This is a genomic window from Corynebacterium gerontici, from assembly GCF_003813985.1.
Classification (GTDB): domain Bacteria; phylum Actinomycetota; class Actinomycetes; order Mycobacteriales; family Mycobacteriaceae; genus Corynebacterium; species Corynebacterium gerontici.
The window spans coordinates 203,242-229,250 of the sequence record NZ_CP033897.1; the positions used below are offsets into that span (position 1 = coordinate 203,242).

General features: G+C 59.2%; 25 protein-coding genes. 12 read left to right on the top strand and 13 right to left on the bottom strand.

What is annotated here, in order from left to right:
• The first annotated feature begins 23 nt into the window (after positions 1–23).
• Positions 24–1,577, top strand: coding sequence for an acyl-CoA carboxylase subunit beta (locus tag CGERO_RS00960; protein ID WP_123932931.1), 1,554 nt, complete (start codon positions 24–26; stop codon positions 1,575–1,577).
• A gap of 139 nt (positions 1,578–1,716) precedes the next feature.
• Complete coding sequence (locus CGERO_RS00965) at positions 1,717–3,000, top strand: MFS transporter (RefSeq protein WP_342768122.1); 1,284 nt, start codon at positions 1,717–1,719, stop codon at positions 2,998–3,000.
• On the opposite strand, the gene CGERO_RS00970 is transcribed toward CGERO_RS00965, so the two are convergent.
• Positions 2,997–3,812 carry a LysR family transcriptional regulator gene (locus tag CGERO_RS00970; RefSeq protein WP_206423906.1) on the bottom strand — a complete coding sequence of 272 codons (816 nt, stop codon included), beginning with the start codon at positions 3,810–3,812 and terminating at the stop codon, positions 2,997–2,999. The two genes, CGERO_RS00965 and CGERO_RS00970, sit on opposite strands and share 4 nt — an antisense overlap.
• Positions 3,813–3,891: 79 nt before the next feature.
• On the opposite strand from CGERO_RS00970, the gene CGERO_RS00975 reads away from it, so the two are divergent.
• Positions 3,892–4,761 (top strand): SLAC1 family transporter, encoded by an 870-nt coding sequence (locus CGERO_RS00975; RefSeq protein ID WP_123932937.1) that lies wholly within the window; start codon positions 3,892–3,894, stop codon positions 4,759–4,761.
• Here the strand turns inward: CGERO_RS00975 and CGERO_RS00980 are convergent.
• Genes CGERO_RS00980 through trmB form a run of 5 tightly spaced genes read right to left on the bottom strand, consistent with a single transcriptional unit; the run spans position 4,691 to position 9,523 of the window.
• The gene (locus tag CGERO_RS00980; RefSeq protein ID WP_123932939.1) at positions 4,691–4,996 is read right to left on the bottom strand and encodes a DUF3054 domain-containing protein; all 306 of its coding nucleotides are present in this window, start codon (positions 4,994–4,996) and stop codon (positions 4,691–4,693) included. The genes CGERO_RS00975 and CGERO_RS00980 overlap by 71 nt on opposite strands.
• Positions 4,993–6,006, bottom strand: coding sequence for a lysylphosphatidylglycerol synthase transmembrane domain-containing protein (locus CGERO_RS00985; protein WP_123935816.1), 1,014 nt, complete (start codon positions 6,004–6,006; stop codon positions 4,993–4,995). The genes CGERO_RS00980 and CGERO_RS00985 overlap by 4 nt, the downstream gene beginning before the upstream one ends.
• Before the next feature lie 25 nt (positions 6,007–6,031).
• Positions 6,032–8,209: an MMPL family transporter gene (locus tag CGERO_RS00990; RefSeq protein ID WP_123932941.1), complete on the bottom strand. Its 2,178-nt coding sequence runs from the start codon at positions 8,207–8,209 to the stop codon at positions 6,032–6,034.
• The gene (locus CGERO_RS00995) at positions 8,199–8,801 is read right to left on the bottom strand and encodes an NYN domain-containing protein (RefSeq protein WP_342768123.1); all 603 of its coding nucleotides are present in this window, start codon (positions 8,799–8,801) and stop codon (positions 8,199–8,201) included. The genes CGERO_RS00990 and CGERO_RS00995 overlap by 11 nt, the downstream gene beginning before the upstream one ends.
• Positions 8,798–9,523: a tRNA (guanosine(46)-N7)-methyltransferase TrmB gene (gene trmB, locus CGERO_RS01000; RefSeq protein ID WP_123932945.1), complete on the bottom strand. Its 726-nt coding sequence runs from the start codon at positions 9,521–9,523 to the stop codon at positions 8,798–8,800. The genes CGERO_RS00995 and trmB overlap by 4 nt, the downstream gene beginning before the upstream one ends.
• 219 nt (positions 9,524–9,742) lie before the next feature.
• Between trmB and CGERO_RS01005 the strand changes: the two genes are divergently transcribed.
• Positions 9,743–11,530 carry a phosphoenolpyruvate carboxykinase (GTP) gene (locus CGERO_RS01005; RefSeq protein ID WP_123932947.1) on the top strand — a complete coding sequence of 596 codons (1,788 nt, stop codon included), beginning with the start codon at positions 9,743–9,745 and terminating at the stop codon, positions 11,528–11,530.
• Here CGERO_RS01005 and CGERO_RS01010 read toward each other — a convergent pair.
• Positions 11,508–12,188 (bottom strand): class I SAM-dependent methyltransferase, encoded by a 681-nt coding sequence (locus tag CGERO_RS01010; RefSeq protein WP_123935818.1) that lies wholly within the window; start codon positions 12,186–12,188, stop codon positions 11,508–11,510. The genes CGERO_RS01005 and CGERO_RS01010 overlap by 23 nt on opposite strands.
• A 19-nt stretch (positions 12,189–12,207) precedes the next feature.
• Between CGERO_RS01010 and CGERO_RS01015 the strand changes: the two genes are divergently transcribed.
• Positions 12,208–13,278: a glycosyltransferase family 4 protein gene (locus CGERO_RS01015; protein WP_123932949.1), complete on the top strand. Its 1,071-nt coding sequence runs from the start codon at positions 12,208–12,210 to the stop codon at positions 13,276–13,278.
• Here the strand turns inward: CGERO_RS01015 and CGERO_RS01020 are convergent.
• Both CGERO_RS01020 and CGERO_RS01025 read right to left on the bottom strand, forming a co-directional pair.
• Positions 13,179–14,438: a hypothetical protein gene (locus CGERO_RS01020; protein WP_123932951.1), complete on the bottom strand. Its 1,260-nt coding sequence runs from the start codon at positions 14,436–14,438 to the stop codon at positions 13,179–13,181. The genes CGERO_RS01015 and CGERO_RS01020 overlap by 100 nt on opposite strands.
• Positions 14,423–15,145: a porin PorA family protein gene (locus CGERO_RS01025; protein ID WP_164470207.1), complete on the bottom strand. Its 723-nt coding sequence runs from the start codon at positions 15,143–15,145 to the stop codon at positions 14,423–14,425. The genes CGERO_RS01020 and CGERO_RS01025 overlap by 16 nt, the downstream gene beginning before the upstream one ends.
• A 30-nt stretch (positions 15,146–15,175) precedes the next feature.
• Between CGERO_RS01025 and CGERO_RS01030 the strand changes: the two genes are divergently transcribed.
• From CGERO_RS01030 to CGERO_RS01045, 5 genes are all read left to right on the top strand, one after another.
• The gene (locus tag CGERO_RS01030) at positions 15,176–16,177 is read left to right on the top strand and encodes an acyltransferase family protein (protein ID WP_245998841.1); all 1,002 of its coding nucleotides are present in this window, start codon (positions 15,176–15,178) and stop codon (positions 16,175–16,177) included.
• A 965-nt stretch (positions 16,178–17,142) separates the two neighbouring features.
• Positions 17,143–17,490: a beta-ketoacyl-[acyl-carrier-protein] synthase family protein gene (locus CGERO_RS01035; RefSeq protein ID WP_123932957.1), complete on the top strand. Its 348-nt coding sequence runs from the start codon at positions 17,143–17,145 to the stop codon at positions 17,488–17,490.
• Entirely contained in the window at positions 17,427–17,855 is a 429-nt protein-coding gene (locus CGERO_RS01040; RefSeq protein ID WP_245998842.1) for an acyl-CoA dehydrogenase family protein, read from the top strand. Before CGERO_RS01035 ends, CGERO_RS01040 begins: the two co-directional genes overlap by 64 nt.
• A gap of 17 nt (positions 17,856–17,872) precedes the next feature.
• On the top strand, positions 17,873–18,202 hold the full coding sequence (locus tag CGERO_RS10860; RefSeq protein ID WP_425455490.1) for a thioesterase, FlK family: 330 nt from the start codon (positions 17,873–17,875) through the stop codon (positions 18,200–18,202).
• On the top strand, positions 18,183–19,328 hold the full coding sequence (locus CGERO_RS01045) for an MFS transporter (RefSeq protein WP_245998843.1): 1,146 nt from the start codon (positions 18,183–18,185) through the stop codon (positions 19,326–19,328). The genes CGERO_RS10860 and CGERO_RS01045 overlap by 20 nt, the downstream gene beginning before the upstream one ends.
• 238 nt (positions 19,329–19,566) lie before the next feature.
• Here the strand turns inward: CGERO_RS01045 and CGERO_RS01050 are convergent, their stop codons facing one another.
• The gene (locus CGERO_RS01050; RefSeq protein WP_123932961.1) at positions 19,567–19,761 is read right to left on the bottom strand and encodes a hypothetical protein; all 195 of its coding nucleotides are present in this window, start codon (positions 19,759–19,761) and stop codon (positions 19,567–19,569) included.
• A gap of 435 nt (positions 19,762–20,196) precedes the next feature.
• Here CGERO_RS01050 and CGERO_RS01055 point away from each other — a divergent pair, with 435 nt between their 5' ends.
• On the top strand, positions 20,197–20,568 hold the full coding sequence (locus CGERO_RS01055; protein WP_123932963.1) for a hypothetical protein: 372 nt from the start codon (positions 20,197–20,199) through the stop codon (positions 20,566–20,568).
• A gap of 168 nt (positions 20,569–20,736) precedes the next feature.
• Here the strand turns inward: CGERO_RS01055 and CGERO_RS01060 are convergent, their stop codons facing one another.
• Positions 20,737–23,424 (bottom strand): alpha-(1->3)-arabinofuranosyltransferase domain-containing protein, encoded by a 2,688-nt coding sequence (locus tag CGERO_RS01060; protein ID WP_342768157.1) that lies wholly within the window; start codon positions 23,422–23,424, stop codon positions 20,737–20,739.
• Positions 23,379–23,579: a DUF2613 domain-containing protein gene (locus CGERO_RS01065; RefSeq protein WP_123932966.1), complete on the bottom strand. Its 201-nt coding sequence runs from the start codon at positions 23,577–23,579 to the stop codon at positions 23,379–23,381. The genes CGERO_RS01060 and CGERO_RS01065 overlap by 46 nt, the downstream gene beginning before the upstream one ends.
• A gap of 21 nt (positions 23,580–23,600) precedes the next feature.
• Here CGERO_RS01065 and CGERO_RS01070 point away from each other — a divergent pair, with 21 nt between their 5' ends.
• Positions 23,601–25,217, top strand: coding sequence for a VanW family protein (locus CGERO_RS01070; protein ID WP_245998845.1), 1,617 nt, complete (start codon positions 23,601–23,603; stop codon positions 25,215–25,217).
• Here the strand turns inward: CGERO_RS01070 and CGERO_RS01075 are convergent.
• Entirely contained in the window at positions 25,214–25,996 is a 783-nt protein-coding gene (locus CGERO_RS01075; RefSeq protein WP_123932968.1) for a potassium channel family protein, read from the bottom strand. The genes CGERO_RS01070 and CGERO_RS01075 overlap by 4 nt on opposite strands.
• Between the last annotated feature and the right edge of the window lie 13 nt (positions 25,997–26,009).

A 26,009-nucleotide genomic window follows, 5' to 3' on the forward strand; every position in this document is an offset into this window, starting at 1 on the left:
TTGGATAGTTCATCGATGAGGGAGTGACTTTGGAAACCACGGCGGAAAAGCTCGCTGACCTGCGCGCTCGCCTAGAAAAAGCGCAGGACCCAGGTTCTGAGCGGGCTCGCGCGAAGCGTGACGCCGCCGGTTTCACCTCCCCTCGCCAGCGCATCGACCGCCTCCTTGACGCCGGTTCTTTCGTGGAAATCGGTGCTCTTGGGCGCACGCCTGACGACGCTGACGCGCCCTATAGCGATGGCGTTGTCACTGGCTATGGCCGCATTGATGGCCGCCCCGTGGCCATTTATGCCCACGATAAAACGGTCTATGGCGGATCGGTGGGTGAGACGTTTGGGCGCAAGGTCTGTGAAGTGATGGATATGGCCATCAAGATCGGCTGTCCTGTGATCGGTATTCAGGATTCGGGTGGTGCCCGTATTCAGGACGCCGTGACCTCCCTTGCGATGTATTCGGAGATCGCCAGGCGCCAGTTACCGCTGTCTGGCCGCAGCCCCCAGATTTCCATCATGATGGGCAAGTCTGCTGGCGGCGCCGTATACGCCCCCGTGACCACGGATTTTGTGATTGCCGTGGATAAGCGTGCAGAAATGTACGTCACTGGGCCCGCAGTGATCAAGGAGGTCACGGGCGAGGAGATCACCTCTGAGGAGCTTGGCTCTGCACGGCAGCAGGAAAAGAATGGCAACGTTTCCTACGTGGCCGCCGACGAGGAAGATGCCTTCAACTTCGTTCACGATCTTCTGCAGCATCTGCCGCTGACCTGCCAGGATGAAAACCCTAGCTATTGGGCTCCAGCGGATGCTGAGGTGGCTGATGCCGAGGCGCTGGACACCTTCATGCCCGATGACACGAACGCGGGCTATGACATGCACGATCTGCTGAAGCTGCTCTTCGATAACGACGACATCCTGGAGATCCAGGAGGGCTTCGCCCCAAACCTCATTACGGCTTTTGCGCGTATCGACGGTAAATCGGTGGGCGTGGTTGCCAATCAGCCACTGGAGTTTGCTGGCTGCATCGACGCCGACGCCGCCGATAAGGGCGCGCGTTTCATCCGCATTTGCGACGCTTACAACATCCCGGTGCTCTTCGTAGCGGATACGCCCGGCTACCTGCCAGGCGTTGAGCAGGAGACTTCCGGTTTGATTCACCGCGGCGCGAAGCTGGCATTCGCGCTGGTGGAGGCGACGGTGCCAAAGATCTCGCTGATTGTGCGCAAAGCATATGGCGGTGCCTACGCGGTGATGGGATCGAAAAACCTCACCGGCGACATCAACCTTGCCTGGCCCACCGCACAGATCGCTGTGATGGGTGCTGCGGCTGCTTCGGTGATGATTCAAGGCAAGCAGCTCGCCATGATCGAAGATGAAGCCCAGCGTGAGTACATGAAGAAGGTATTCATGGACTTCTACGACGAGAACATGACCAGCCCCTATGTGGCCGCCGAGCGTGGCTACATCGATGCCATGATTCAGCCGCGCGATACCCGCATCGCGTTGCGCCAGGCGCTTCGCCATATGGAAACTAAGGTTGAGCATGATCTGCCCAAGAAGCACACCATCATGCCGATGTGATTAAGCCTTGGAATCGTTGAGCCGCTACTCCCAAACGGGGGCAGCGGCTCTAGATTTAATGTTCCCATTGCGTAATTATTAATCAATGCTGAGTGACGCTTGGCATGCAAAAAGCTAAAAGTGTTTTTGGATGGGAAGCATGAGTCAAGCACAACTCGATACCATGCCCGTCACGCGGGCGCACGCAAAGATTCTGGGAACGTCAGGCCTCGGCTGGGCTATGGACGCCATGGACGTGGGGCTGATGAGCTTCATCATGGCAGCCCTCGTGGCGCATTGGGGGATCACGCCAACCCAAAGTAGTTGGTTGGGCTCCATCGGCTTTGTAGGTATGGCGATCGGCGCCTCCCTGGGTGGTTTATTGGCAGACAAGTTCGGCCGACGTAATATATTCGCGCTCACCCTCTTGGTCTATGGCGTCGCCACTGGTGCCTCGGCGGCGTCGACAAGCCTTGGCATGCTCATCGCCTTGAGGTTTGTGGTGGGCCTCGGGCTGGGCGCGGAGCTGCCCGTCGCTTCCACCTACGTGAGTGAATTTGCGCCCCGACAAGTGCGCGGGCGCATGGTGGTGCTGCTGGAGGCATTCTGGGCCGTTGGGTGGATCCTGGCTGCGGTAATCGGCACCTTCGTGGTTGGGCAATCCGAGCAGGGGTGGCGCTGGGCGCTGCTGATCGGCTGTGCGCCGGCGGCCTATGCCTTCGTGGTCCGATTGGGGCTGCCGGAATCTGTTCGCTACCTGCGCGCCAAAGGTCACCATGAGCAAGCAGATGAGGTGATTGCCAAGATACGCAGTTCCAAGGTGCTTTTCCGCCCCGTCGAGCGGGAGGCCAGCGGAGCCGAGGACATTCAGGCCAACAGCATTTTTGCCCCAGTATTGCGTAGGCGAACTATCGCATTGTGGACTGTCTGGCTGTGCATCAATTTCGCCTACTATGGCGCGTTTTTGTGGATCCCCTCGCTGCTGCACGCCGACGGGTACACCCTGGTCAAATCTTTCGGATTCACGCTCATCATGACCATCGCGCAATTGCCCGGCTACGCGCTTGCTGCCCTGCTCATCGAACGTTGGGGCCGCAGACCCACGCTGGCAACCATGCTGATCGGTTCGGCGCTTTCGGCAGTGGCTTTCGCATTGGCGAGCACCGATTGGCAAGTGGTAGTGGCGGGTTGCTGCCTCTCCATGATGAATCTGGGTGCTTGGGGCGCGCTCTACGCCATCGGCCCGGAGCTCTACCCAACCAATCTGCGCGCCACCGGCACCGGTCAGGCGGCGGCGTTCGGACGCTTGGCTTCGATCGTGGCGCCCTTAGCAGTGCCGCTGATTCCAAGGGGTGCGCTCTTTTTCGTGTTCTCGGCGGCGTTCATTATCGCCGCCACAGCCTCATTCTTGCTCCCAGAGCAACGCGGGCGCATGGTGGCCTAAGGCTCAGGATTCGCCAGGGCTCGGTTGAGAAGCTGCTCGGCGGCCGGGCTGAGTGTTCGCCACACCGCGCGGATATCGCGCTGCAGATCCACTCCCTCCACCTCAACGGCGCGAAGATCCGGCGTGATGGTCCTCAGCGGCAACACCCCGGGCGCGCCCAGTGCCAGGATGGCGCGTCGCTGCGTGGCAAGCGAGGCAAATTCCGCCGCCGGTTTCGCCAGGGCCGTCGCCTGTTCAATCACTTCACGGGTGCCGGAGCCACGTTCGCGCAACACCATGGGCACACGGCGCAATTCCTCCCGAGTAATGCGCTGCGGCCAGGGATGATCCTGCGGCACCACCACTGATAGTGGATCCGCTTTGATGGTGCGGGAGCTGAGTGCGTCGACAAGCTCAATGCCTTCAATGAATGCGATGTCCACCGCGCCCTCGAGTACCAACTGCTGAGCCTCGTGGCTATTGGCGAGCAACACGCGCACCTGGCCACTGACCCAATGGGGAAGATCATATTCAGCGACGGTATGGGAGGCGGCGATGCGCAACACCGGATCGCACACGCGCGCAATGTCAGCGGCACAAGCGTTGGTGGCGGCCTCGAGACGTTCCAGAGCTACAAGAATCTCTTGACCCTTGGGGCTCGGCTTGCAGCCCTGCGCCGAGCGTTCAAAAACAGCAAAGCCCCAGGCATCCTCCGCCTTGGCCACGCGCACGCTCACGCTTTGCTGGGATACGCCCAGCGCGCGGGCACCGGCGGCCATCCCTCCTTCTCGATATACCGCTAGAAGAGCGGCGAGGGTGGGCTGATCAGGCACGAGGTACATTGTTTCATTGTAGCTGTTACAGGGAAAAACGCTCTCCCGCTCGGCCGGGCGGAGGTTTAGGCTTGGCACTATGAAACTTGGTCCCGCTTGGTCTGGTGCATTGATGGGCACCTCAATTACGGCAACACTGACGTATACCTTCGGTCTGACGTGGCTGTCTCACGCGCTGCTGCTCGCCGCATCTGTGCTGGCTATTTTAGTCACGCGCCGGGAAGCATTTTGCACTCGCACCATGCCGGCTTGGGGCATGTATTCGATGGGGTTGCTGGCGTTAGGCACGGCGTATTCGGCCACCTTGGGCCTGTGGTGGGTGCACGCGGTGTTGTGGGCGATCGGCGGTGCGCTCAGCGTGGTCACGTGCATCTGGTACACGCTTGCGTTGTTGCGTAGGCAGGCAGGCCCCGCAGCCTTCACGTGGGGCCTGCCGCTGGTGGCGCCGATGGTGACGGCCACGAGTTCCGCGCAATTAGGTGCTCATGTAGGCAGTGATCTGATCATGCACATCGGCATGGCGATGTTTGCGCTGGCGTGGGCCACTGGCGTTCCCACCTTTGTGGTGGCGTATCTGCGCGCCGAGGTGCCGCTAGCGTTGCGTACCACTACTTGGATTCCGCTGGGTATTGTCGGCCAATCCACCGCCGCCGCGCATCTGCTGTGGGGAGCGCACACCTATGGGGTTATCATGCTGAGCATCGGGGTTCCCCTCGTGGCGTATGCGCTGTACCGCCACTGGTCCGTGGCCTTCGCCATGCCCTATAACCCGAGCTGGTTCGCTTCAACCTTCCCGGTGGGCACCGTGTGCCTGGGCGCGCATCTCACCGGATTCGACGGTGCCGCCCACGTGCTGCTGGGATTGTTGTTGCTGCACCTTACTTGGGCTGCCACAGGCGGCGCCATCCAAGCAGCAAGATCGCGCTCATCACGCTTGCTACCAGGATAAAGCTCCAGTGGGGGAAGGCATCGTGGCGTACTCCCCAGATGCCGAGCCCGCAGATGACGGTGCTCAACCACACGGGAACGCCACGACCATGGGCTACGACATTGCCGATGATCGCACCGATGGCAAAAGGCCAGAAGGTGTTCAGCACCTCCACAACGGATAGGCCGCCGTGGGCGAGCCGCGCCAGGATGGCGAAGATGAACACGGCGAGAAGGTCGATGCCGAGAGTTTTCATGATTGTTCTCCTGCTTTCATTCCACCTCGGGCAACCGAGATGAGGTAGATAATCCATCCAAGGATGGTCATGAGTGCAAATGCAAGAATGCGGTACACGAAGACGGCGCCGAATGCGCTGGAGGCGGTCATGCCCACTGCCACCAGGCTGGCGGTCATCGCCGCTTCCACCGGCCCCAACCCCGCCGGTGTGACCTGGGCCGTGCCGACAATTTTAGCCGTCACGAAGGCCAGGATTACCCCCAAGAAGGAGGGGTTTTCGCCTACTCGCTCAAGCCCGGGCAGTGCGCCGGTGACTGCCCAGATGCATAGCCAGAGCCCTAAGATTTCCAGCATCCAATTGGCGAGGCTCAGCGCTGCGATCAGGGCAAAGCGCCGCCTGGGCAAGTGCACTGCGTGAAGTTGGCGGACGTGTTTGCGGATGGCGGGGATCCAGCGTTCGGGGTCGCGGCGCATGAGCCGGTTGAAGGTTCGCACCTCGCTGCAGATAATCCTGGAGGTGGCCTTCGGGTGGGTGGTGGCAAGGTACACCAGCACGGCAATCCCGAGCATCACGGTCGCAGATCCCAGCAGCGGCCAGATGCTGAAGGAGGCGCCGAGGAACAAGATGGACACGATGCCCAGGCCCACTAGCCACAGCGTGGAAAGCACTCCGGAAACTACAATGAACCAGGAGCTCACAATTACCGAGACGTCCCACTTGCGCATGGTTTGGTATTGATACACGGTGCTGATGGCGGCGCCGCCGGGGAAGGTTGAGGACCAAGCATTCGCCACGAAGGTCAGTTCTGCAGTTTTCCACAGCGACACCTTGGTGCCGCCGGCCATTAGAAGCAGCCGCATCACCTCAGCCATGGCGAACATGGAGCCGATGGTCACGATCAGCGCAAGCACGAGCCCCACGTTGTTGGCGTCGAGCACCTGCTGGTAGCCCTCGGCAAGGAAGGGCATTTTGTCGCGCAACAAAAAGGCCGCGATGGCAAGGATTGCCAGGGGGCCGAGAAAGCGCAACCACTGCTTCACGTTTTTGGTCCTCTTAGTCCTCGTGCTGGAGTCGATTGATCAACTCGTTGAAGGGGACGAGCTCATTATTGCCGGTTGCGGGGCGGCCCGATCGGCCGGGTTGTGCCACCACAACTTGGTTGTGCCCAAGCGCTGCGGATGCTTTCTTTACCCACTTGGGTGCCCACCAGTTGTCCTCTCGCAACAGGTGCATCACTGCGGGCACGAGCATCATGCGGATGATGGTGGCGTCGAAAAGCAACGCCGCGATCATGCCGAAGGCGATGTACTTCATCATCACAATTTCAGAGAACCCGAATGCGCCGCACACCACGATCATGATGAGCGCGGCCGCGGTAATAATGCCACCGGTGCGCGCAGTGCCGTAGTTGATGGCTTCGTCGGTGGTGGCGCCATTGTCGCGCGCCTCCACCATGCGAGAGACCAGGAAGACTTCATAGTCGGTGGAAAGGCCGTAGACGATCGCCATGATGAGCACCAACACGGGGCTCATAAGCGGGCCGGGGGAGAAGTTGAACAGTTCCGCACCCACGCCGTCTACGAACATTGCGGTGAGTACGCCCAGCGTCGCGCCCATGCCAAGGATGGTCATGATCACGGCCTTGGCGGGCAGAATGAGCGAACCAAACACCAGCGACATGAGGATGAAGGTGGCCACCACAATGTAGAGCGCCATCCATGGCAGCCTATGGAACAAGGCCTCGATGGACTCCACTTCCATGGCGGGCGTGCCGCCGATGTAGACCTCAACGCCTTCGGGGGCGTCGATGGCGCGCAATTGCTTGACGACGCTCCCATTATCATCACGATTGCTGATTCCCGCAGCCAGTACCGTCACCCCATCTTTAGTGGGGTGCACTGGCTTGAAGCGGTCGGCAAGGCCGGTGACCTGGTTTGCCTGCTGGTACACCTGCGCAAGTTCAGCATTGTCGGCGCCAGCGATCACCAGCTTGATGGGATCAGTGCGCAGGGTGGGCCAGGTTTCATCGAAGTGCGCCTGCGCCTGGCGCACCTCATTATTCGGCGGAAGATAGGTTTCGTTGATGCCGCCAAACTTGATGCCAAATAGCGGCACTGTCAGTGCCAGTAGTGCGATTACGATGGCAACGGTGAGCGCCTTTGCGTGGCGCATGGACCAGGCTGGCACGCGGTACCACCAGGTGTCTTGGATCCTGCGGGCATCGCGGCGGGTCTTGCGTATTGTGCCCACGTCGATGCGTTTGCCCAGCAGGCCGAAGATGGCGGGGAGCAGGGTGATGGAGAGTAGGGCTGCCAGGCCAACGGCGCTAATCGCGCCATATGCCACGGATTTGAGGAAGGCTTGGGGGAAGACGAAGAGTCCCGAGAGCGCCACGGCCACCATGGCAGCGGAGAACACCACCGTCTTGCCTGCGGTTGCGGTGGTGATGCGCACGGCATCGGGGACGGCTTGGCCACGGTCGAGCTCCTCGCGGAAGCGTGACACCATAAACAGTCCGTAGTCGATGGCCAAACCCAGGCCAAGCAGTGTGACCACGCTCAGCGCAAAGACATTGACCTGTGTGAACCCGGCGAGCACGGAGAGCACGCCGATGGATCCGAGGATGGAGAGAATGCCCACGAGCAGCGGCATGAGGGCCGCCACGATGGAACCAAACACCAGCAGCAGGAGCAGTCCCACTGCGGGGAGCGCGTAAATTTCGGCGCGGTGGATATCACCGGCCATGCCCTCATCAAGCGCGTCGGCGACAGCGGTAGCGCCGGCTACTTCCATGCCCTCAAATTCAAGGTCGGGTTTGATCTTGCGATAGTCCTTTAGCGTTTGCTCGCCATCGCCTTTCAGGGCCACTGCGGCGAAGGCGGTATCGCCATTGCGCATGAGTTCCTGGTGGTTATCAAAATAGCTCACCACCTGCTTGATCTCATCGGGGTGTTCGGATTGCAGTGTGTCCAAATAGGCCTTGATCTCGGTTTCCCTGTCAAGGCCTTCAAACATGAGGATCACATCGCCGCTGGAATCGCGACCGAACATTTCCTGTTCGATCTTTGCCGCTTGTGTGGAGGCGGATCCTGGATCGTCCCAGCCTTCTTGGCTGAGGCGTTCATCCAGCTTGGTGCCGAAGATGCCGTAGATGGCCAAGATGATGGCCAGAATTGCCAGTGGGATGACTTTTCTGAAGCGGTAGGCCGCGCTGCCCCATTTATTGAACATTGAGGCTCCTGAGCGGGCGCAGCGGTTGCAGCCAGGCACCTTCTTCCGGCAGATTGTCCAGGTCTACGCGCGGCAGGGGTTCGCGGAACACGCCGGGTACATCTTCGAGGTCCACAAAATTCATGGATTCGGAGTTGATGGCCCAGGTGGCATGTTCGCGGAAGCCAAGGACGGTGACTTCGCAATCGAGTCCCTCCAGCAGCTCCTTGAAGTTGCGGCCATCGGCGGAGGCCACCACAACGCCTGAGAGTTCCTCGCGGTTGGCTTCAATGAACGCCACCATGTCCGGGTCCACGTCGGTGTCTTCGTGGATCTTGGGCTTGGCAAACACGGCAAAGCCCACGTTGCGCAGTGCCTCTACCCAGGGCTTGACTTGGTCTGCGGCGCCGGGGGTGACGTTGGTGAACACGGTGGCCTCGGCCTCGGTGTGCATCCCGGTTTCGTGGCTGATGCGTCCGGCCTGCGCCAAAAGCCAGCGGCCCACGGCGTCGAAGCGGGGACGGTGTGCGGTGGTGGGGCGGCCGCCGATGATGGCGCCGAGTCCCATATCTAGGTTTGGTGCGTCCCAAACCAGCAGGAGTTTCTTGCTCACTTGCGCCTCCAAAGGAATTCGCGGATGGTGTGGTCTTGTTCCAGGCCTTTGCCTTCAAACTTGGTAATGACCTGACGGTCGGTCAGTTGCGGGCATTCCTGCCAGGGCCACCCCATATATTCGAGTTGCTTTTCGACGTCCACCAGTTCCTCAATCCACTGCGCATAGTCGGCATGGTCGGTGGCCACATGCAAGACGCCGCCCGGCTTCAGGCGAGATGCGATGAGGTTGAGCACGCCGGATTGGATGATGCGTCGCTTGTGGTGGCGCGCTTTGGGCCAGGGGTCGGGGAAGAAGATGCGCACGCCGTCGAGTGATTCGGGCGCGAACATGTGGGTGAGTACTTCTACGCCATCGCCGCGGATCATGCGCACATTGTCGATCTCTCCGCGCACCACTGCGCCCAGCAGTTTTGCCAAGCCCGGCTTGTACAGCTCAACGGCGATGATGTTGGTGTCGGCCTCGAGCGGTGCCATTGCTGCCGTGGAAGTACCAGTGCCTGAGCCGATCTCGAGGATGGTGGGGGCGTCCTGGCGGTTGAACCACGCGGGGACGTCGATAAGCTCTTTGGAGAGCTCCTTGCCGAGGTGCGGCCAGTGCTCGTTCCAATTGGCTTCTTGGTTGTCGGTGAGCGTGCCGCGGCGGAAGCTCACCGAGCCGAGGCGGGGGTAGTCCAGGTCGTTTTCGAAAGTTTCATTGAAATTGGTTTGAGAATTAGGCATCCCCTCAATTTTGCCCTTTTGCACCCCAAAAGAGCAACGAAGAAAAAGTACCCCCAAACGGGGTGGGTAATGCCACAGGGTAAACGGGGGTGTCCTGCTGCTAATCGGGGGTAGATCTGCAGGTAAGCCTATTTTGTGGTGCAGGTTACAAACGTGCCCATGTTCGGGGGCAAAGTGAGTGGCTACGCTGGATTGAGGAATCAACGACAAGGAGACGCGATGCTCGACGACCGCATTAAGAATCAGGCACTTTTGAGCTGGATTGAGGAAAACGTAGAACTCTTCCAGCCAGACGATGTTGTGCTGGTAGACGGAAGCCAAGAAGAGTGGGATCGACTCACGTCTGAGCTTGTTGAAAGCGGCACTCTGATCAAGCTCAACGAGGAAAAGCGCCCCAATAGCTTCCTCGCACGCTCGAATCCCGATGACGTTGCCCGCGTAGAGTCGCGCACCTTCATCTGCTCCGAAAAGGAAGAGGACGCAGGTCCCACCAACAACTGGGCGGATCCTGCAGAGATGAAGAAGGAACTCACCGAGCGTTTCCGTGGCGCCATGAAGGGTCGCACCATGTATGTGGTGCCTTTCGCCATGGGCCCGCTGGCCGCCGAGGATCCAAAGATCGGCGTGCAGCTTACGGATTCCCCTTATGTTGTACTTTCTGTGCGCATCATGACCCGCATGGGCGCCAAGGCGCTTGAGCGCCTGGGCGACGGCGACTTCGTGCGCTGCCTGCATTCCGTGGGTGCCCCGCTGGAGCCTGGCCAGAAGGACGTGGCGTGGCCTTGCAATGAGGAAAAGTACATCACCCACTTCCCAGAGACCAAGGAAATCTGGTCCTACGGCTCCGGCTATGGCGGCAACGCCATCCTGGCCAAGAAGTGCTTCGCATTGCGCATCGCGTCCGTGATGGCAAAGGAAGAGGGCTGGTTTGCCGAGCACATGCTGATTCTGAAGCTCACCTCCCCTGAGGGCAAGACTTACCACATTGCCGCCGCATTCCCCTCTGCCTGCGGTAAGACCAACCTCGCCATGATCAACCCCACCATCGAAGGCTGGAAGGCCGAGGTTGTAGGTGACGACATTGCATGGATGCGCTTCGGCGAGGACGGCCTGTATGCCTTCAACCCAGAAAACGGCTTCTTCGGCGTGGCCCCTGGCACCAACTACAAGTCCAACCCCCAGGCTATGCGCACCATGGAGCCCGGCAACACCCTGTTCACCAACGTTGCGCTTACCGACGATGGCGATGTGTGGTGGGAAGAGCTGGAAAACAAGCCCGAGCACGCCATCGACTGGTTGGGCAATGAATGGACTCCGGAGTCCGGCACGGACGCCGCTCACCCGAACTCCCGCTACACCGTGGCAATTGATCAGTGCCCCATCGCGGCAGAGGAATTCGAGGACCCCAACGGTGTGCGCATCGACGCAATCCTCTTTGGCGGACGCCGCCCCGACACCGTGCCGCTGGTGACCGAGACCTTCGACTGGAACCACGGCACCATGGTTGGCGCCCTGCTATCTTCCGGCCAGACCGCCGCTGCCGAGGGCAAGGTTGGCGCACTGCGCCACGACCCAATGGCCATGCTGCCCTTTATCGGCTACAACGTGGGCGATTATCTGCAGCACTGGATTGACATGGGCGAAAAGGGCGGCGAGAAGATGCCCAAGATCTTCCTGGTCAACTGGTTCCGCCGCGGCGATGATGGTCGCTTCCTCTGGCCTGGCTTTGGCGATAACTCCCGCGTACTCAAGTGGATCGTGGATCGCCTCGAAGGCCGTGTCGAAGCCGACGAGACCCCCGCAGGCCACACCGCCCGCGCCGAGGACCTGGACCTCACCGGCCTGGACACCCCGCTCGAAGACGTGCGCGAGGCACTCAGCGCACCTGCCGAGCAGTGGCAGGCAGAGGTTGAAGATAATGAGGCATACCTCAAGACCTTGGGCGATCGTGTGCCAAAGGAGATCTTTGATCAGTTCGAGGCGCTCAAGCAGCGCGTCGCACGATAACCAGGTTGCTTACTAAAAGCTCGCGTAACCCCGGCACCTTCACCATCCACCACGCCCAGCGTGGGTGGTAGCGGGGAAACGCGAGCTTTTCGCTATCCGGAATCGCCCGATCAGCCCAGCGCAGCCCCTCGGCGCAACTGACCGCAAACATGGTGGTGCCAAAGGAGTTCTTGGGCGGATGCCCGTGCTTTTTGGTGTAGCGATCGCGCGCAAATTCACCGCCAAGATAGTGCTGCCACAAGCCCGTCTCATGCCCACCGAATGGGCCTAACCAGATGGTGTAGCTGAGCACCACATCGCCGCCAACGCGCAGCATCTCATCACCCATCACCCAAGGGTGCGGGACGTGCTCGGCCACATTGGAGGAAAACACTACGTCGAAAGCCCCATCGGCAAAGGGCAGAGCCTGGGCATCACCGCGCACATCGCCGCCGTCGAGCTCTAAAGAGATGTAGGTGCAATCGGCGAAGGCCTCACGGAAATAACCGGGGCCACCACCGACGTCCAAGATGCGCTTGCCACTAATTGGGCCTAAGAGTTCTTCCAGCATACGCCGGGTATCGCGCGCGAGATCCGTGTAGAAGCGCTCGGGATCCTTTTGCTCCTGCGGGAAGGAAAGCAGCAATTTCAGCGACCGGCGCAAAGTGAAAAAGCCCATGCGCGATAGCATAACGGCCATGAAGGTTCTCCTGCTCTGCTGGCGCGATACCAGCCACCCCCAAGGTGGCGGCTCCGAGCGCTACCTTGAGCGAGTAGGCGAATACCTCTCCGCATGCGGGCACGAGGTGACGTTTCGCACCGCCTGCTATCCCGGATCACTCAAACAAGAACAGCGCGGCGGTATCACCTTCTCGCGCGCGGGCGGACGCTTCAGCGTGTACCCGCGCGCGTTGCTGTGGCTGTGGCGCAGGCGTTTTGATGTGGTGGTAGATACCCAAAACGGCATCCCCTTCTTCGCGCGTCTGGCCACGCGCGCACCGGTGGTGGTGCTTAGCCACCATTGCCACCGCGAGCAGTGGCCGGTGGCAGGACGCCTCCTTGGCCGGGTGGGTTGGTGGCTGGAATCGAAGGTCGCGCCCTTTGTCTATCGCAATGCCCAGTGGGTGACGGTGTCTGAACCCAGTGCTGCTGAACTGCGCGCTTTGGGGGTGCACCGCGTAGCCATCATCCGCAATGGCGTGGACCGGGTGGATGCCAGCGCGGCCCAGGAATCCTTCCGCATGGTCACCCTGAGCAGGCTGGTGCCACATAAACACATTGAGCACGCCATCGACGCCGTGCGCGCCATCCCCGAGGCGCACCTGGATGTGATTGGTTCCGGCTGGTGGTCCGATCGCCTGCGCGCCTATGCCGCCGATGTTGCAGATCGCGTGCATTTTCACGGCCACGTGAGCGAGCGCCGCAAGCATGAACTCCTCGCGCGAGCCTGCCTGCACCTTATGCCCTCTGCCAAGGAAGGCTGGGGCTTGGCCGTGATTGAGGCTGGCCTGCACGGGGTGCCCACCATTGGTTATCGCAGTTCAGGTGGGCTTCGTGATTCCGTCCGCGGCGGCCTCCTGGTGGATACCCACGCCGATTTCCTTGCCGCTACGCGTCTTTTGCTTTTCCACGCACAACGCCGCCAAACCCTTGGCGCCATTGCAAGAGACTATGCGCAGCAGTTCTCCTGGGAGGAGACTGGCCGGCGCTTTATGCAGATCATCGGCACTGCGAACCAGGAGAAGATGAGCGCCCAGCCCAAGGGGTGAGGCTTCGTGATACCGCCGATTTCTCGCTGGGAGTCGCCGTCAATCACCAGCCCGATATGGTGTTCGCGCAGCCAGGCATCATCGTCTAGGTGCTTGAGTGCTTCGGTATAGCGGGGCGAGGCTTGATCGGTGATCTCCCCATCCACGCGCAGCTCGCCTGCCTGCACGGAGCTGTTTGCTTTCAGGCGCGGGTCCACCATCACACGCCCCTGGTATTCGACGATGCCGCGGCTGTCCACAATGAGCAGGTCGCCTTCGGATTGGGGCAGATCAGGGGTGGGTACGGTCACGTCGGGAAGTGGGCGGAAGCTCAGGGCGGCGAACACTAAGGCTAGGGGAGGAATGCGCGCGGCACCGGCCACCATGGCGGGCAGTGCGAGCATGAGCAGCTTATTGGAATCGCGAAACAGCGAGGCCCCCGGCAACCACAGCAGCCAGGGTATGGCCAGCATGAGTATCAACCCGGACCAGGCGAGGATCTGCAGGCGCCTAGGTGCAAGGAGCAGCAGTCCAAACAGCGCGAGCATAGGCAGCCACACCGCCACCTCCGCGTTCCAGATATTGCCCGTGTGGCTTGCCAGGTAGGCATGCGTGCTGCTGCCCGGCACGGACTGCAAGCTGGGCACAAGCCAGCTCAAAGAGCTCAAGGCGCCAACCAGCAGCATCTTCTTCCACGGCCCGGTGGCAACCCCCACGACCGTGGCGATCACCGCACCGGTGGGTGTGAGCGAACAGGCCCACAGCACCAGCGGATTCTTGGTAGCCACCAGCAGGGGCAGCAGCCAGGCAGCAATCACCAAAGACCAGTGGCCTTGGTGCAGGCGCTCGATGGTGAAGGGGTTACACAGGCACAAAGTGATAGCGGCGATTTTGCCCCAGGTGCGCTGCCCAAAGCGGCTCGCCCCATACGCACCCGCGATTGCCCCTGCAAGCAGCATGAGGCGGGCGGCGTAGGAGGCGTCGAAAAGCTTGCCAAGAACCGCGAGGATGCCGTCTTGGGGGAAGTTGCGCGCCGGAAGATCGCCGAAGGAGACGGCGGGGTGGGGAACCACGACCATGTCGCGAAGTCCCAGCATGCCTGGGGTGGCGAAGGGCCAGAGCAGGAGTGTAATCAGCAGTGCCGACCACAGCACTGGCCAACGAATCAGCGGCGACGCCATAGCGCTACAGCGATAAGGAGCACGGCACACAGCTTGAGCATAAAGCTTGCGATTCGAAGCGCCTGCAAGGTGTGTTTGGTGCGATCAGCGTGTGCTCGGGCCGCGTCCTGGGTGGCTTGATCCCATTCGAGCGTGGTGTCGATCCCAGGCAGTGTGAGGTGCTCCACCTCGTTGAGGATGGTGCCACTTTTTGGCTCCACCCAAATGGTTCGCTCTACATGCTCGCGCTTTTGGTGATAGACATACGCGTCGCCGTCTTGGCGCACATAATCCAGCGGTGCGCTATCGCCGGCGAAAACATCATAGAAATCATAGGAGCGCCGCTCAGTATTGAATGGGAAGAAATACTGCAGTCCGTTGCGGGTGAAACGCTCGCGTTTGTCCGTTTTGCCCAGCACGGTCACAGTGATACTGGAATTATTGTCCAACACAGGATAGGTGGAGTGACGAATCAGTTGCAGGTGATCATCCACGCTAATCAGTGTTTTACCTGCATCATTTTTGAGCGTGTCCTGCACATGCACTTTCACCTCGTCTTTGATGCCAGGATCTGAGGTATCAATCTGGCGGGTCAAGGTGGTGTGGTCGCCGTGGGCAACATATGTGTGCGAAGAATTGAGGGGGATGGGCATGATGCGGCTAGTGATCAGCGGGGGAACCACCGTGGCAAGCACCAGTAATACCGCGGCAGCGATTACTTTGCGCAATCCGATCTCCAACCTAGAATCTTGAAATTAGTGTCTTCATCGTACCTGCCGCAGCTTGAGGGATTGCGCGGTGTCGCAGCTTTAGGCGTGCTGCTGACTCACACCGCCTTCCAAACAGGTACTCAGAGTGCCGTCCTGGCGCGCTTCGACTACTTCGTGGCCGTCTTCTTCGCCCTCTCCGCGTTCCTGCTCTGGCGCGATTTCCGCCCCCAAGGCTATTTGCGCCGCCGCTTCTGGCGCATCGTCCCAGCCTATTGGGTGTGCGTGGGTCTGACGTTTGCCTTGCTTTTCGACGCCTTCCGCACCCCACCCCAGGCGATCCTCGCCACCTTCTTCTTCGGTCAAATTTATCTGCCCAATGGGTTAGCCGGTGGGCTCACGCACATGTGGTCGCTGTGCGTGGAGGTGGCGTTCTACCTGGGGCTGCCGGTGCTATTTTGGGCCGTGGGCAAGCGGGAGAAGAAGGTGCGCGTGGGCGCGATCGTGGCACTGATGATGTTCGGTTTTGCCTGGACGCTCATGCCCTGGCCTGAGGGAGGGGTGAACTTTCAGATCTTCCCCTTCTCCTACCTACCCTGGTTTGGGGTGGGGCTGCTGCTTGCCGAATACGAGCCCAAGCGCGCCAGTGTGTGGTTCTGGGTTCCGGCACTGGTGGTGGCGTGGATTGCAGGCCAGATGTGGTTCGGCCCGCTGGGGCTGGATCACCCAAGCCCCCTGCAGTTTTTCCGCAAAATCCTGTTCGGCGCGCTCTTCGGGCTCTTCGTCATGCTGGCGGCCTGGAACTCCAAGCTGCTGCGTACCGAGCCGTTGCAGAGGCTGGGGCGCATCAGTTATTCGCTGTTCCTCTGGCACCTCCCGGTACTGTCGATTGTCCTGCCCATGCTGGGCATCAAGCCTTTCAGCGGACACTTTGTGCTGGTGAGTGCCGTGACCATCGTGATGTCCATTGCCGTGGCGGATCTGAGTTACCGCTACGTGGAGAGCAAATTCAGCGCGCGGGGTAGGCGGAAGGTTGCTGCAAGTCGTCTGTGAGATGGGGAGCTGCGCTTCCGATTGACTGGAATCGCGGCGTTTCCGCAATGGAGGGTGACGGCTTACGCATGATGGCCAGGGTTTTAGGTGTGCAGTAACGAGGCTACTTGGGAGTTCAAGCAAAGCAATGACCTCGGGGGTATACCGATGTTTCGCGGCATTGACCGTCCCGAGGCCTATCGAGACCCACATTACCAGTCAAAAACACCGAGGTTAGAGGAGAAGCCTTTGAGCGAATAGTCTTCCAATGCCCTGCTGACGGAGTATTAGATGTAGCCGATAAGTCAGTGGTATGTGTGGAATTGAAGTGCCACGGGTTTTGTTCCTTGAAATTTGTCTTCGGTCACATTGATGTTTAGATCGACCTTTTCGAAGCGCTGTGGAGACGATTTCGAAGGACCTTCAGATCGAGCCACAATCCATCCGGCGGCTGCGGTGACGGCTGAGCGCTGGGGCTGTAAGAGGTCAATGCCATCAGCCATTGAGCCCACAATCCTGGCGAGTTCCGGCCTAGAAATTGAGCAGGCATTCAGCATCGGGTACGCCAGCGGCCGTTCGGTTGCAAGGATTTGGTAATGAACTCGCTGGTGAACTGGTTAATTTAAGCTGGCCGCCGGCCATGAGATCCTGCGATTGGGGAACCCGGGCTCTACGGGCTTCCTTTAGGAAAGCTATCGCCTCCTAGACAGACCCGCAGGAAGGGCGTGCGATCACCTTTTCGGTTACTCGAAGTGCTTACGAATGGGCTTGGGGAAGGCGGTCGCGCTGGCATATGAAGACGCTTCGAACTTGTCACCATGGCGCTGCGATTTACCCGTTCCTAACATCGATCTCAAAGTATGAAACGCACGCCAGATACTTGAGGATAAATGCAAACATGGTTATACCTGCATTTAAATCCTCGGCGGGGTGGGGACTTGATTTGTACGTGATGTAGGGGTTGATCAGGAAGGAATGGCTACCAAATGAATAGTCAAAAAGTCTGGTTATTGGGTACGGCGCTGGCCACTCCGGGAAAGGCGATTGGAAACGATCAAATCGGCGAATGGACTGGCAAAGGTGAAGAGTGGGTCATTCCCAAAACGGGTATCCAGAATCGCTTTTACCTGAGCGATGGGGCTTCTCTGGATGATTTGGGCGCGGTGGTGGCTAAAAAAGCTATCCGGAACTCTTCGTTGAGGGTGGATCCGAGAAAAATGTTATTCAACCTGCGGGGAATGGTCTTAAAATTATTTATGACACAATTTGCTTGGATCGACTTTTATACGGCATCATCGCATTGCCTTTCCTCAGGCTCATGGAAAATCAAATGATGGAATTTGCTAACCACCGTGCTGCTTTTGGAAAAACGATCGATAATTACCAGTATGTTCAAGATCGCATCGTGAGAGCTCGGGTGAATGCTACGACGGTTGAAGCGCTGTCTCGTGAGGCGTTGACGGAGATGCAATCCCAAATGTCGACAGTCTCGATGACTAGCTCTATTGCCAAAATGCTTGGAGCAGAAGCAGTGCTCCAGACTGCGCAGGATACCATGCGGGTTCTCGGCCACTCAGGATATGAAACCGGTGAAGTGTCCAAGCTACTGTCAGACGCACAGGGTTTGGTCATCGCGGGTGGCACGATTGAAATGCAAAAGAAAAATATTTTTTCTCAATTGTCGAAAGGTTCGGAGTGACTGTCCTTCAGCACACAGTGGCAGAGTCGGACTTGGCAACTCAATGGAGGAACGACATCCCAGTGGTTGCCACTCCAATCCTCATTTGGTTGTGTGAACTCGCAGCAATGAGGGAATTGGAAAATGAGGGTTGTGACGCTTTCACCGTTGGATTTTCGCATGAATGCAAGCACGTGGGCGCTTGTGGACTTGGCGAGGTTGTCGAAGTCGAGGCCAGGCTGGTTTCCCAATCCGAAAGCGACTATGTTTTCGACTGCATTGCTCGGCACGGCACGAAGACACTTTTGAGCTCGAAACATATAAGAAAGGCTGTTCAGCGGGATCGAGATGATGAAGACTTTTCTTAAACCCCTAACGGCATGGCTGCTGATAACCCCGCTGACCCGTTTAGTTGTCACCACTATCCCGATGGTGGCGGTGGTTGGTACCTCAGCCGTAGGCAAGAGCTACGTCGCGGGTGGTCTGATCTCTGGCGGATACGCCGCAGGTGAAGCAATCGGGGCGGTGTTGCTTACGCACAGACTCAACGGTGCGGCGATCAAACGGCAGTGCGCACTCATCTGCGCGATCAGCGCCGCGCTACTTGGACTTGCAGGGTTTACCCTCTGGAGCGCACCCGACTGGTGGCCGCTTGCAGGCATCGCGGTGCTGCTGCTCGGCATGGTCTCTTCACCTCTTCCCGGAGTTTTGCGATCTTCTGCCACCCAATTGAGTGAAAAGCCAGCGAGGATCCTCTCCATCGACAACGTGATCAACCAGGCGTGCTGGGTGATCGGCCCAGTTATCGGCGTCATGCTTGTACATAAGCTCAACACTTTTGCCGCCTACCTCTGCCTGGCTGCGCTCATGCTGGCATCCGTTGTGCTGGTGTTCGCGGCGATCCCTAAGAATTACAAGCATCAATCGGGAACGTCCGGCAAGGCGAAGTTCCGTCCCATCGCGGTGCCGGTGGTGGCGTCGGGCGTGATCATGGCGGTCACAGCAGCCTTTGACACGCTTGTGCCAGGCCTCCTGCAAGAGTGGTTTGGTTCGGATGAGCGCACCAGCTTTGTGCTGGCCGTGCTTGCCATCGGCAGTGTGCTCACCTCTGCCGTGTTTGGTCTTAAGCAGCGCTGGTCGCGTCCTGAGAGCATTGCGATGGCCTCCACGGTCATGATGATCCTGCTGCTCGGCGTGGTGGGCAGCGCACCTAACTATGTGTTGCTGTTGGTGCTCGCTGGATTCATTGGTGTGGTCCAGGCTCCATCGATGGTGCTCAGGCAAGTCATCGTCTCCGATGTGGTGCCGGATCAGCGTAAGGCCGCTGCATTTTCGATGCTCTACGCCGCAGGTGGCGTGGGATATGCAGCTTCTGCGGCTGTGACGCCCTGGATGGCATCAATGCTTTCGGCGCAATTCGCGTCCGTGATTACCGCCGTACTGTGCCTGGGCGTGCTCGCTGTTGCTGTGAAGATCCAGCGCAGCGGGAATTAGTCCAACCTTTAAGGAGTTGGGCTCCGAAGGCGATTCGGAACGCGGCGGTGTTCGCCAGATGCCATTGAAACGTGCGATGGAGCACATTAACTTGGGAATCTAAAGAAAGCGGAGCGCTGGGAGGAGCAGACATGGTCAAACCTCTCGCCGTAGACACCATCTCAGATCCTTTTGTCGCTGAAGGCTGTGTCCTGGAATGAGGGATTCAGCAGCTAAACAGGTAGCCACGCTAGTTCTGCTAGATGGGATGCAGGTCAGTCTCCTCGTAACGGTGCTCCCGTTTCTGATATTTGGTCGCGCGCTCGATCATGGATTTAGCCTCATCGACGCGACACCCATTGGAATCGGCTTTGGCGTTGGGCTCGTCGGCACCCTGGTCATAGGCTATCTGGTGGATCGAGTGGACTTCATTCGCCTTTTGCAGGTACTTCAAATTCTGCAGGCCGGTTGCATTGGTGCGGCTCTATATGGGAGCTGGGCACAAAATTATGCCCTTCTAGCATTAGCGTCTGCCGCTAGTCTTGGGATCGCTCGATCGGTAGGACCGGCGAAGGATAAGATCCGCTCGAGCGTGGTATCCAGGGAAAATCGGACGAGGTTTAATGCCTTTGTTCGACGCTACTTTCTCCTGTTCAACTAGCTCGTCATCGCCGGTGCAACGGTCCTCCTCAGCATTCTGCCGAAAGGAGCCTGGTTTGCACTGCTCGTCCCTGCGCTGCTGCTCGTCTTTGTCTCATTCGCAGTTACGCAACTACTTGCTAAACATTTGGAGGCGAGAGAGCGGACGCCCCGGGAACAAGCGATTTCAAGATTTCATTTCGATCGCTGGTTTTCGCTTGGGCTGCTCACCGTTTGTATCCTGGGGCTGGTGTCTGCGATGCCAACGGTTGGATTGAGCGCGTGGGTACTTGTTTCTCCGCATTTTGAGCCCTGGTTCATCTCTGTGGTTGGAATTGGGACGCTGCTCGTAGAGTTCCTCTTTATTCGTAAGCTGGGTGAATACCTGACGCGCAATACTCAGGCTTGGAGTTGGATGCCCAGAGTCGGCGCAGGGTTGATGCTCACGTCGATTGGGGTTACGGTTCTCGCAACTAATATCCAACAGCTCGCAGCGCAGTCTTTCCTGCTTTTGTTTGCCATGGTTGGTGCGTCTCTCGCTTTCTCGGTGGCCACGATGTTGGCGATGGAGATGCAATTTGGTTTTGGGAGCAACAGCACCGAGGGAAGACGGCTTCGATGACTCGCTTGGCCACGAGCTTCGCAACGGCAATTTCAGTCTGGCTGGGTGCAGGTGTGTTTTTCCAAGACCCGCAGATCATCACGGTTCTCATAGTTGCAGGGTTGATAGTCGCGTTACTTCCCCGCACACTTGTGAGGCGCTGGATAGATGTGGCCTCTAACTAGGCAATTAGCGCTTCGGCAACAGCACCGCCGCCACGGCGCCCGCAGCCACCAACGTGAGTGCCTGCGGGTACGCCGCCGGTGCCCGCATCATCCACATGGCGCACAGCCCCAGGCAGGTGAAGATCCAAGCCTCGCGGCCAAAGCGGCTGAACTTGAGCACCGCCCAGGTAATTGGCACCATCACCAGTCCTGGTCCCAGCGCAAGCAGCCCGAGGGGGAACTCGCCGTCATCGGCGGGGACGGGCTCATAGCGTGGGCGCCTAAAGAACAACAGCGTGATCAAACCTGCACATGCACCGAAGATCAATCCGGCTTGGTAGGGGCGTTCACCTGCAAAGGTGATCTCAACCTTGTCATCGCCGTTGAGCTTGAAGCCCTGGGATGCAGCATTGACCTTCACCGGTTCAAGCTCCTGCCCGTTCTGTGTTGCCCGCAGCCCGGGATTGGTGGCCAGGGTGGTCACCAGCACTGGATCCATGGGCACCGGGGTGGCCTTGCCCAGCGTGACAGTCTTGCGCGTGCGAATCTCATGGGTGCCTGCGGTGAGTGTGACCTCGCCCGCCTGCAATTTTCCATCAATCCACGCGGCGCGGCTCATCTGCAGGGTCATGGTGCGTGGCACGGTGAATTCGCGGTTGCCATTGAACACGTATTGCTGCACCGAAGGCCCTGCATCCACATGCACTACGCGGCGCACGCCAAAGCCCACCTCAACTAGACCCGTATCCGTTTCGAGGCGAATATCTTGCAGGTTCGGTACATCCACTACCTTTTGCTGTTCCACCTTCACCTCTTGCTCAAAACCATCGGCACTGATCTTTACTTTGCCGGGCTTGGACACGTGCAGCAGGAGCTGCTGTTGGGGTTGATCGGCGTGAATATCTATGCTCTTGCCAAAGAACACCGTGGAGGTATCCCCATCAAAAGCCGAGGAGTCAGGGGTGCTGGCGTGCCCGCCGCGCTCTACCACCTTCACCGGATTGCCCACCGAGGCATAGTCGCGCCCCGGCTCCATCAGTGGCTGCGAAGCCGCGTTGTCCAGGGTGCCAAAATTGCGGTTGACGGCAAGGGGTGTGTCGGTGACGATCTGCGCGTCGCCGCTCACAAGCTTGAAAGTGCCGGGCCCAAGCATGGCCAGGGCCTCGCCGCCACCGGCGACCGTGGTGATGGAGTCGGCCACGTACATGCCGCGGCCGGGCTGGAGCGTATAAACGTCTAATTCGCCAAAATGGTGGTCGGGTGTGCCCAGCTCAGCCTTGGCGTCCTCACTGATGCGGCGGGCGGAATCGTGGCGCACCACCACCGCGCCCACCCCCAGGCGCTCCAAATTGGCCTTACTTACCGGGCCGTCCAGATTGCGGATTGCCTCGGGCGGAACCAGGGGAATGCCATCGCGTAATAACCAAGGCACATCCAACAATGGCTGGAAGGGATCATCGCGGGTCCAACCCCAATCCTGGCGGGCAAAGCTGGCCTCGGGCAGGATCAGCACGCGGGTATCCAGGCCGTTCAGGTAGTCGGCTGCTTCGTGGTAGTAGTCGGGCACCTTCTCATAAGCGCCGATGGGCAGCAGGCGGCCGAAGATCGGCCCCACAGCAACCACTCCCGCCAATGCCACGGCAATGCGGTGGCGCGCCGGGATCGCAGCAATGCCCACTGCCAGTGGCAGGCGCACGAGGGGATCAAACTTGTGCACGTTGCGAAACATCACCAGCGGGCCGTCCAGCAGCGAGGGGAAGAGTGCGGCGAACACGAAGATGCTCAGACCCAAGGACAACAGCCATAGCCAAAAGCCGCGCACCTTCAAAAGTCCCACCAGGCCGATGCCTGCCACCAGCAAGGTGCCCAGGATGAAGACGGGCTGGTGCACTAGCAGCACGCCGGGTCGGCGTTCCACGTCCGCGAAGGGCGTCCAGGAGGTAGTGCCGCGCAACACTTCGGCGAAGTTGAGCCAGTAGGTGGTTACTTGGCCGTTTTCGATGTAATCCACAAAGGGCACTGAGTAGCGGGCGAAGACGAGCAGGGGGATGATCCACCACAGCGAGACGCCGATGACCCCCAGGCACCAGGGGATGAGCGCGCGGCGTCGATAAGCTAAATACAGGCCCGCCGGAACCAGGGCGGCCAGGGTAGCTGCGGCATTGACCGCGCCCATCATCGCCACTGCCAGCAAGGATCCGCCCACCCAGGGCTTCTTGGCCACCAGTGGCCACAGCACCCACGGGGCGAGCATCACGGGCCAGGTTTCAGAAGAGATGGCAGTAAGTGCGGTCAGCACGCGCGGGGAAAGCGCATACAAGGCCGCGGCCAGGGGTTGCACGCCCAAGCCGAGGCGCTGGAAGAGGATCAGCGCGCCCGAATAGCCCACGCCCAACACGATGGTCCACCACAGCCTTTGGGCAACCCAGTCCGGCATCCAGTCGGTGAGCAGGAAAAATAGGCCTTGCGGGAAGAGGTAACCGTAGACCTGATTTTGGATCTGACCCAGGGGGAATATGGGGGAGTAGGCGTGCAGGGCTTGGGCGAGAAAGCCAGAAGGGTCTGCCGCTAGATCGTGTTTTGTGTCTGCGGCCACCTTGCCCCAGGGCTGCAAGAAGGCGATGGCTAGCGCCCCAAGCCAGCCCCACAGGTGCGCCAGGCGCCTACTTAGCGTGATCCGCCCTCGCGGGAGCCGTATTCTGGGTCGCCCAATAGTGCCTGGTCGGCATCCACAGCGTTGGACTGGGAGGAATCGTTGATCATCGAAATGCCAAAGATCGCGGCGACGCCAATAGCAACACCGACTATCGCGCTGGCGATCGTGGGGCCCAACGTGCGAGCGTTGAGAGAGTCGGAGTCAAAAGCCATGGCAACCAGCTTACAGGTAGATTGGTTGAAGTGAAGAAAGCAGTATTAGCAGGCGCGGGCATCGTCGTGGGTATTGGTGTGCTCTACGGCGCGGATCTTTTGCTCACCCAAGGGCAGGTACCTCGGGGTGCCACGGTGGGTGGAGTTGAGATTGGCGGGATGGATCCCTCGGAAGCTCAAGCGCTGCTAGAACGCGAAATTGATCCCTCGGCACCCGTTGAGGTGCAAGCGGGCGATTTGCGCTCCAGTTTTAACCCGGCAGCGTCTGGTGTGATGCCTGATTGGCAGGCCACGATTGACGGTGCTGGAAAACAAGCGCTGAACCCGATTACGCGAGTACGAAGCTTCTTTAGCACCTATGAAATTCCCGTTACCAGCACCGTTGATGAGGCGCTGCTTCGCCCGCAGGTGGATCGGATTCGCGCCGAATTATCGCCCGAACCGGTAGAAGCAGAGCTCAACCTTGCAGGTGGGAAGGTCAATGTGGATCCGCAGCCTGCAAACGGCCAGAAGGTCGAAGGGGTAGAGCAGGCCTTGATTGAGCAGTGGCCAGAAGGTGTTGAGCTGGAACCTGAGGTCACGCACCCTGAACTTGACCAAAAGGCCGTAGAAAAAGCGCTTCCCGCCGCCGAGCAGGCCGTGAGTAGCCCGTATGTGATTCATGGCCGCGATGCCGATGGGGTGATTCCCCCGGAGCGTATGGCAGAGGTGGTGAGCTTTGAGCGCCTCGAACCCAAGATCAATGTAGAAGCAGCCCAGCACATTTTTGAAGAAGGTCTTGGACCTACTGAACGGCCCTTGCGTAATGCCAAAGTGAGCTATCCCAGCATGGAGGTCACCCCGCATAGCGATGGGGTGAGCATTGAATGGGAGGCAACACTTAAAGGTTTTGATCCCACCACGGATCAACCGCGTGAGCGTGAGGCCGTGTACAAGGATGAAAAAGCTACGTACACCACGGAGATGGCGCAGCAGGCGAGCTTTGACGACGTGGTGGGTGAATTCACCACCGGCGGGTATAGCGATGCCTCGGGTGTGAATATTGCCCGCGTAGCCCAGATGGTCAACGGTGCGTTTGTTGCACCGGGCGAGACGTTTTCGCTCAATGGCTACACCGGGCCACGTGGCACTGCACAGGGTTTTGTGGAATCTGGGGTGATCCTCAACGGTCGTGCCGATAAGGCCGTGGGCGGTGGCATCTCACAGTTTGCTACCACGTTGTATAACGCTGCCTACTTTGCCGGGATGCAGGATGTGGCCCACACCCCGCATAGCTACTACATTTCGCGTTACCCAGCCGGACGTGAGGCAACCGTGTACGAGGGTGCCATTGACCTGCAGTTTAAGAATGATTCACCCAACCCGGTGATTATCCAAACCTCCGCAGGTGGGGGTCAGGTAACGGTGAAGTTGCTTGGGGTAAAAACGGTGAATGTGGAGTCGGTCAATGGTGGGCGTTGGGCCTATACCTCGCCGCAGGTGATGCAGGTATCTGGGTCTAATTGCACACCATCTTCGGGTGCCCAAGGTTTTAGCACCAGCGATACTCGGATTATTAAGAACCTCTCTGGGGCTGAGATTTCCAGGGAAACTCAAACTACTGTGTACGATCCCCAGCCGATCGTGCGCTGTAGCTAATCCTGCTGCTCGTCTTTGAGGCTTTTGCGTAGCTCCGCTACTTCTTGGCGGAGCATACGCAGCTCTGCTTGCACTGGATCTTCTTGTTGTTGTTCGCCTTCCACCTGCTTGATCAGCCAGGAAGCGATGGTGGCTGTGACTACACCGGCGATGGCGATGCCGCCGAGCATGAGGCATACGGCAATGAAGCGTCCAGCGATGCTCACTGGAACGATGTCGCCATAGCCGACGGTGGTGACGGTGACGATGGACCACCAGAGGGCATCGCCAAAGGTCTTAATTTGAGATTCAGCTTGGGTGGATTCCACGCCATAGATGGACAGTGAGGCCACAAAGATCAGCAGCACCGCGCTGGCACCGGTGTAAATGGCGACGGTGATGGAGCGATTTTGGCGCGAGAAGCGCTGCAGCACAAACAGCATGGGCACAATGCGCAGAATCTGCAGCGGGCGGAACATCGGAAGAACCACTAGCAGAAATTCATGGAAGTGCCGCCAGAACCATCGTTTCTTATTTTTGGTGAGGTAAAGGCGCACCACGTAATCGCCAATGAAGGCAATCCATGTCAGGGAAAGGCCGACCTCGGCAATTTTGGTGGTGGCGCTGGAATCGCCCAGCGTTGTCCACGCGAAAAGGAAGAGGAACCCAACTGATGTAAGCAGCATGGGGCCTTCCACCCGCAACTCCCACTTTTGCAAGCGGGTTGCGTCTTCGGGAATTTCCGGGTGGAAGACGATCCGGTAGGCATGGACAATGCTTTCGCGCAGCGATTCCTTCATTGCCTAGATACTA

Excerpts from the sequence above, each read along its gene's own strand:
- CGERO_RS00980 (WP_123932939.1), bottom strand. The coding sequence starts at position 4,996 with ATGAAAACTCTCGGCATCGACCTTCTCGCCGTGTTCATCTTCGCCATC.
- CGERO_RS01065 (WP_123932966.1), bottom strand. The coding sequence starts at position 23,579 with ATGGCTTTTGACTCCGACTCTCTCAACGCTCGCACGTTGGGCCCCACG.
- CGERO_RS01075 (WP_123932968.1), bottom strand. The coding sequence starts at position 25,996 with ATGAAGGAATCGCTGCGCGAAAGCATTGTCCATGCCTACCGGATCGTC.
- CGERO_RS01020 (WP_123932951.1), bottom strand. The coding sequence starts at position 14,438 with ATGGCGTCGCCGCTGATTCGTTGGCCAGTGCTGTGGTCGGCACTGCTG.
- CGERO_RS01005 (WP_123932947.1), top strand. The coding sequence starts at position 9,743 with ATGCTCGACGACCGCATTAAGAATCAGGCACTTTTGAGCTGGATTGAG.
- CGERO_RS00990 (WP_123932941.1), bottom strand. The coding sequence starts at position 8,209 with ATGTTCAATAAATGGGGCAGCGCGGCCTACCGCTTCAGAAAAGTCATC.
- CGERO_RS01035 (WP_123932957.1), top strand. The coding sequence starts at position 17,143 with ATGAATAGTCAAAAAGTCTGGTTATTGGGTACGGCGCTGGCCACTCCG.
- CGERO_RS01010 (WP_123935818.1), bottom strand. The coding sequence starts at position 12,188 with ATGGGCTTTTTCACTTTGCGCCGGTCGCTGAAATTGCTGCTTTCCTTC.
- CGERO_RS00975 (WP_123932937.1), top strand. The coding sequence starts at position 3,892 with ATGAAACTTGGTCCCGCTTGGTCTGGTGCATTGATGGGCACCTCAATT.
- CGERO_RS01045 (WP_245998843.1), top strand. The coding sequence starts at position 18,183 with ATGATGAAGACTTTTCTTAAACCCCTAACGGCATGGCTGCTGATAACC.
- trmB (WP_123932945.1), bottom strand. The coding sequence starts at position 9,523 with ATGCCTAATTCTCAAACCAATTTCAATGAAACTTTCGAAAACGACCTG.
- CGERO_RS01015 (WP_123932949.1), top strand. The coding sequence starts at position 12,208 with ATGAAGGTTCTCCTGCTCTGCTGGCGCGATACCAGCCACCCCCAAGGT.
- CGERO_RS00965 (WP_342768122.1), top strand. The coding sequence starts at position 1,717 with ATGAGTCAAGCACAACTCGATACCATGCCCGTCACGCGGGCGCACGCA.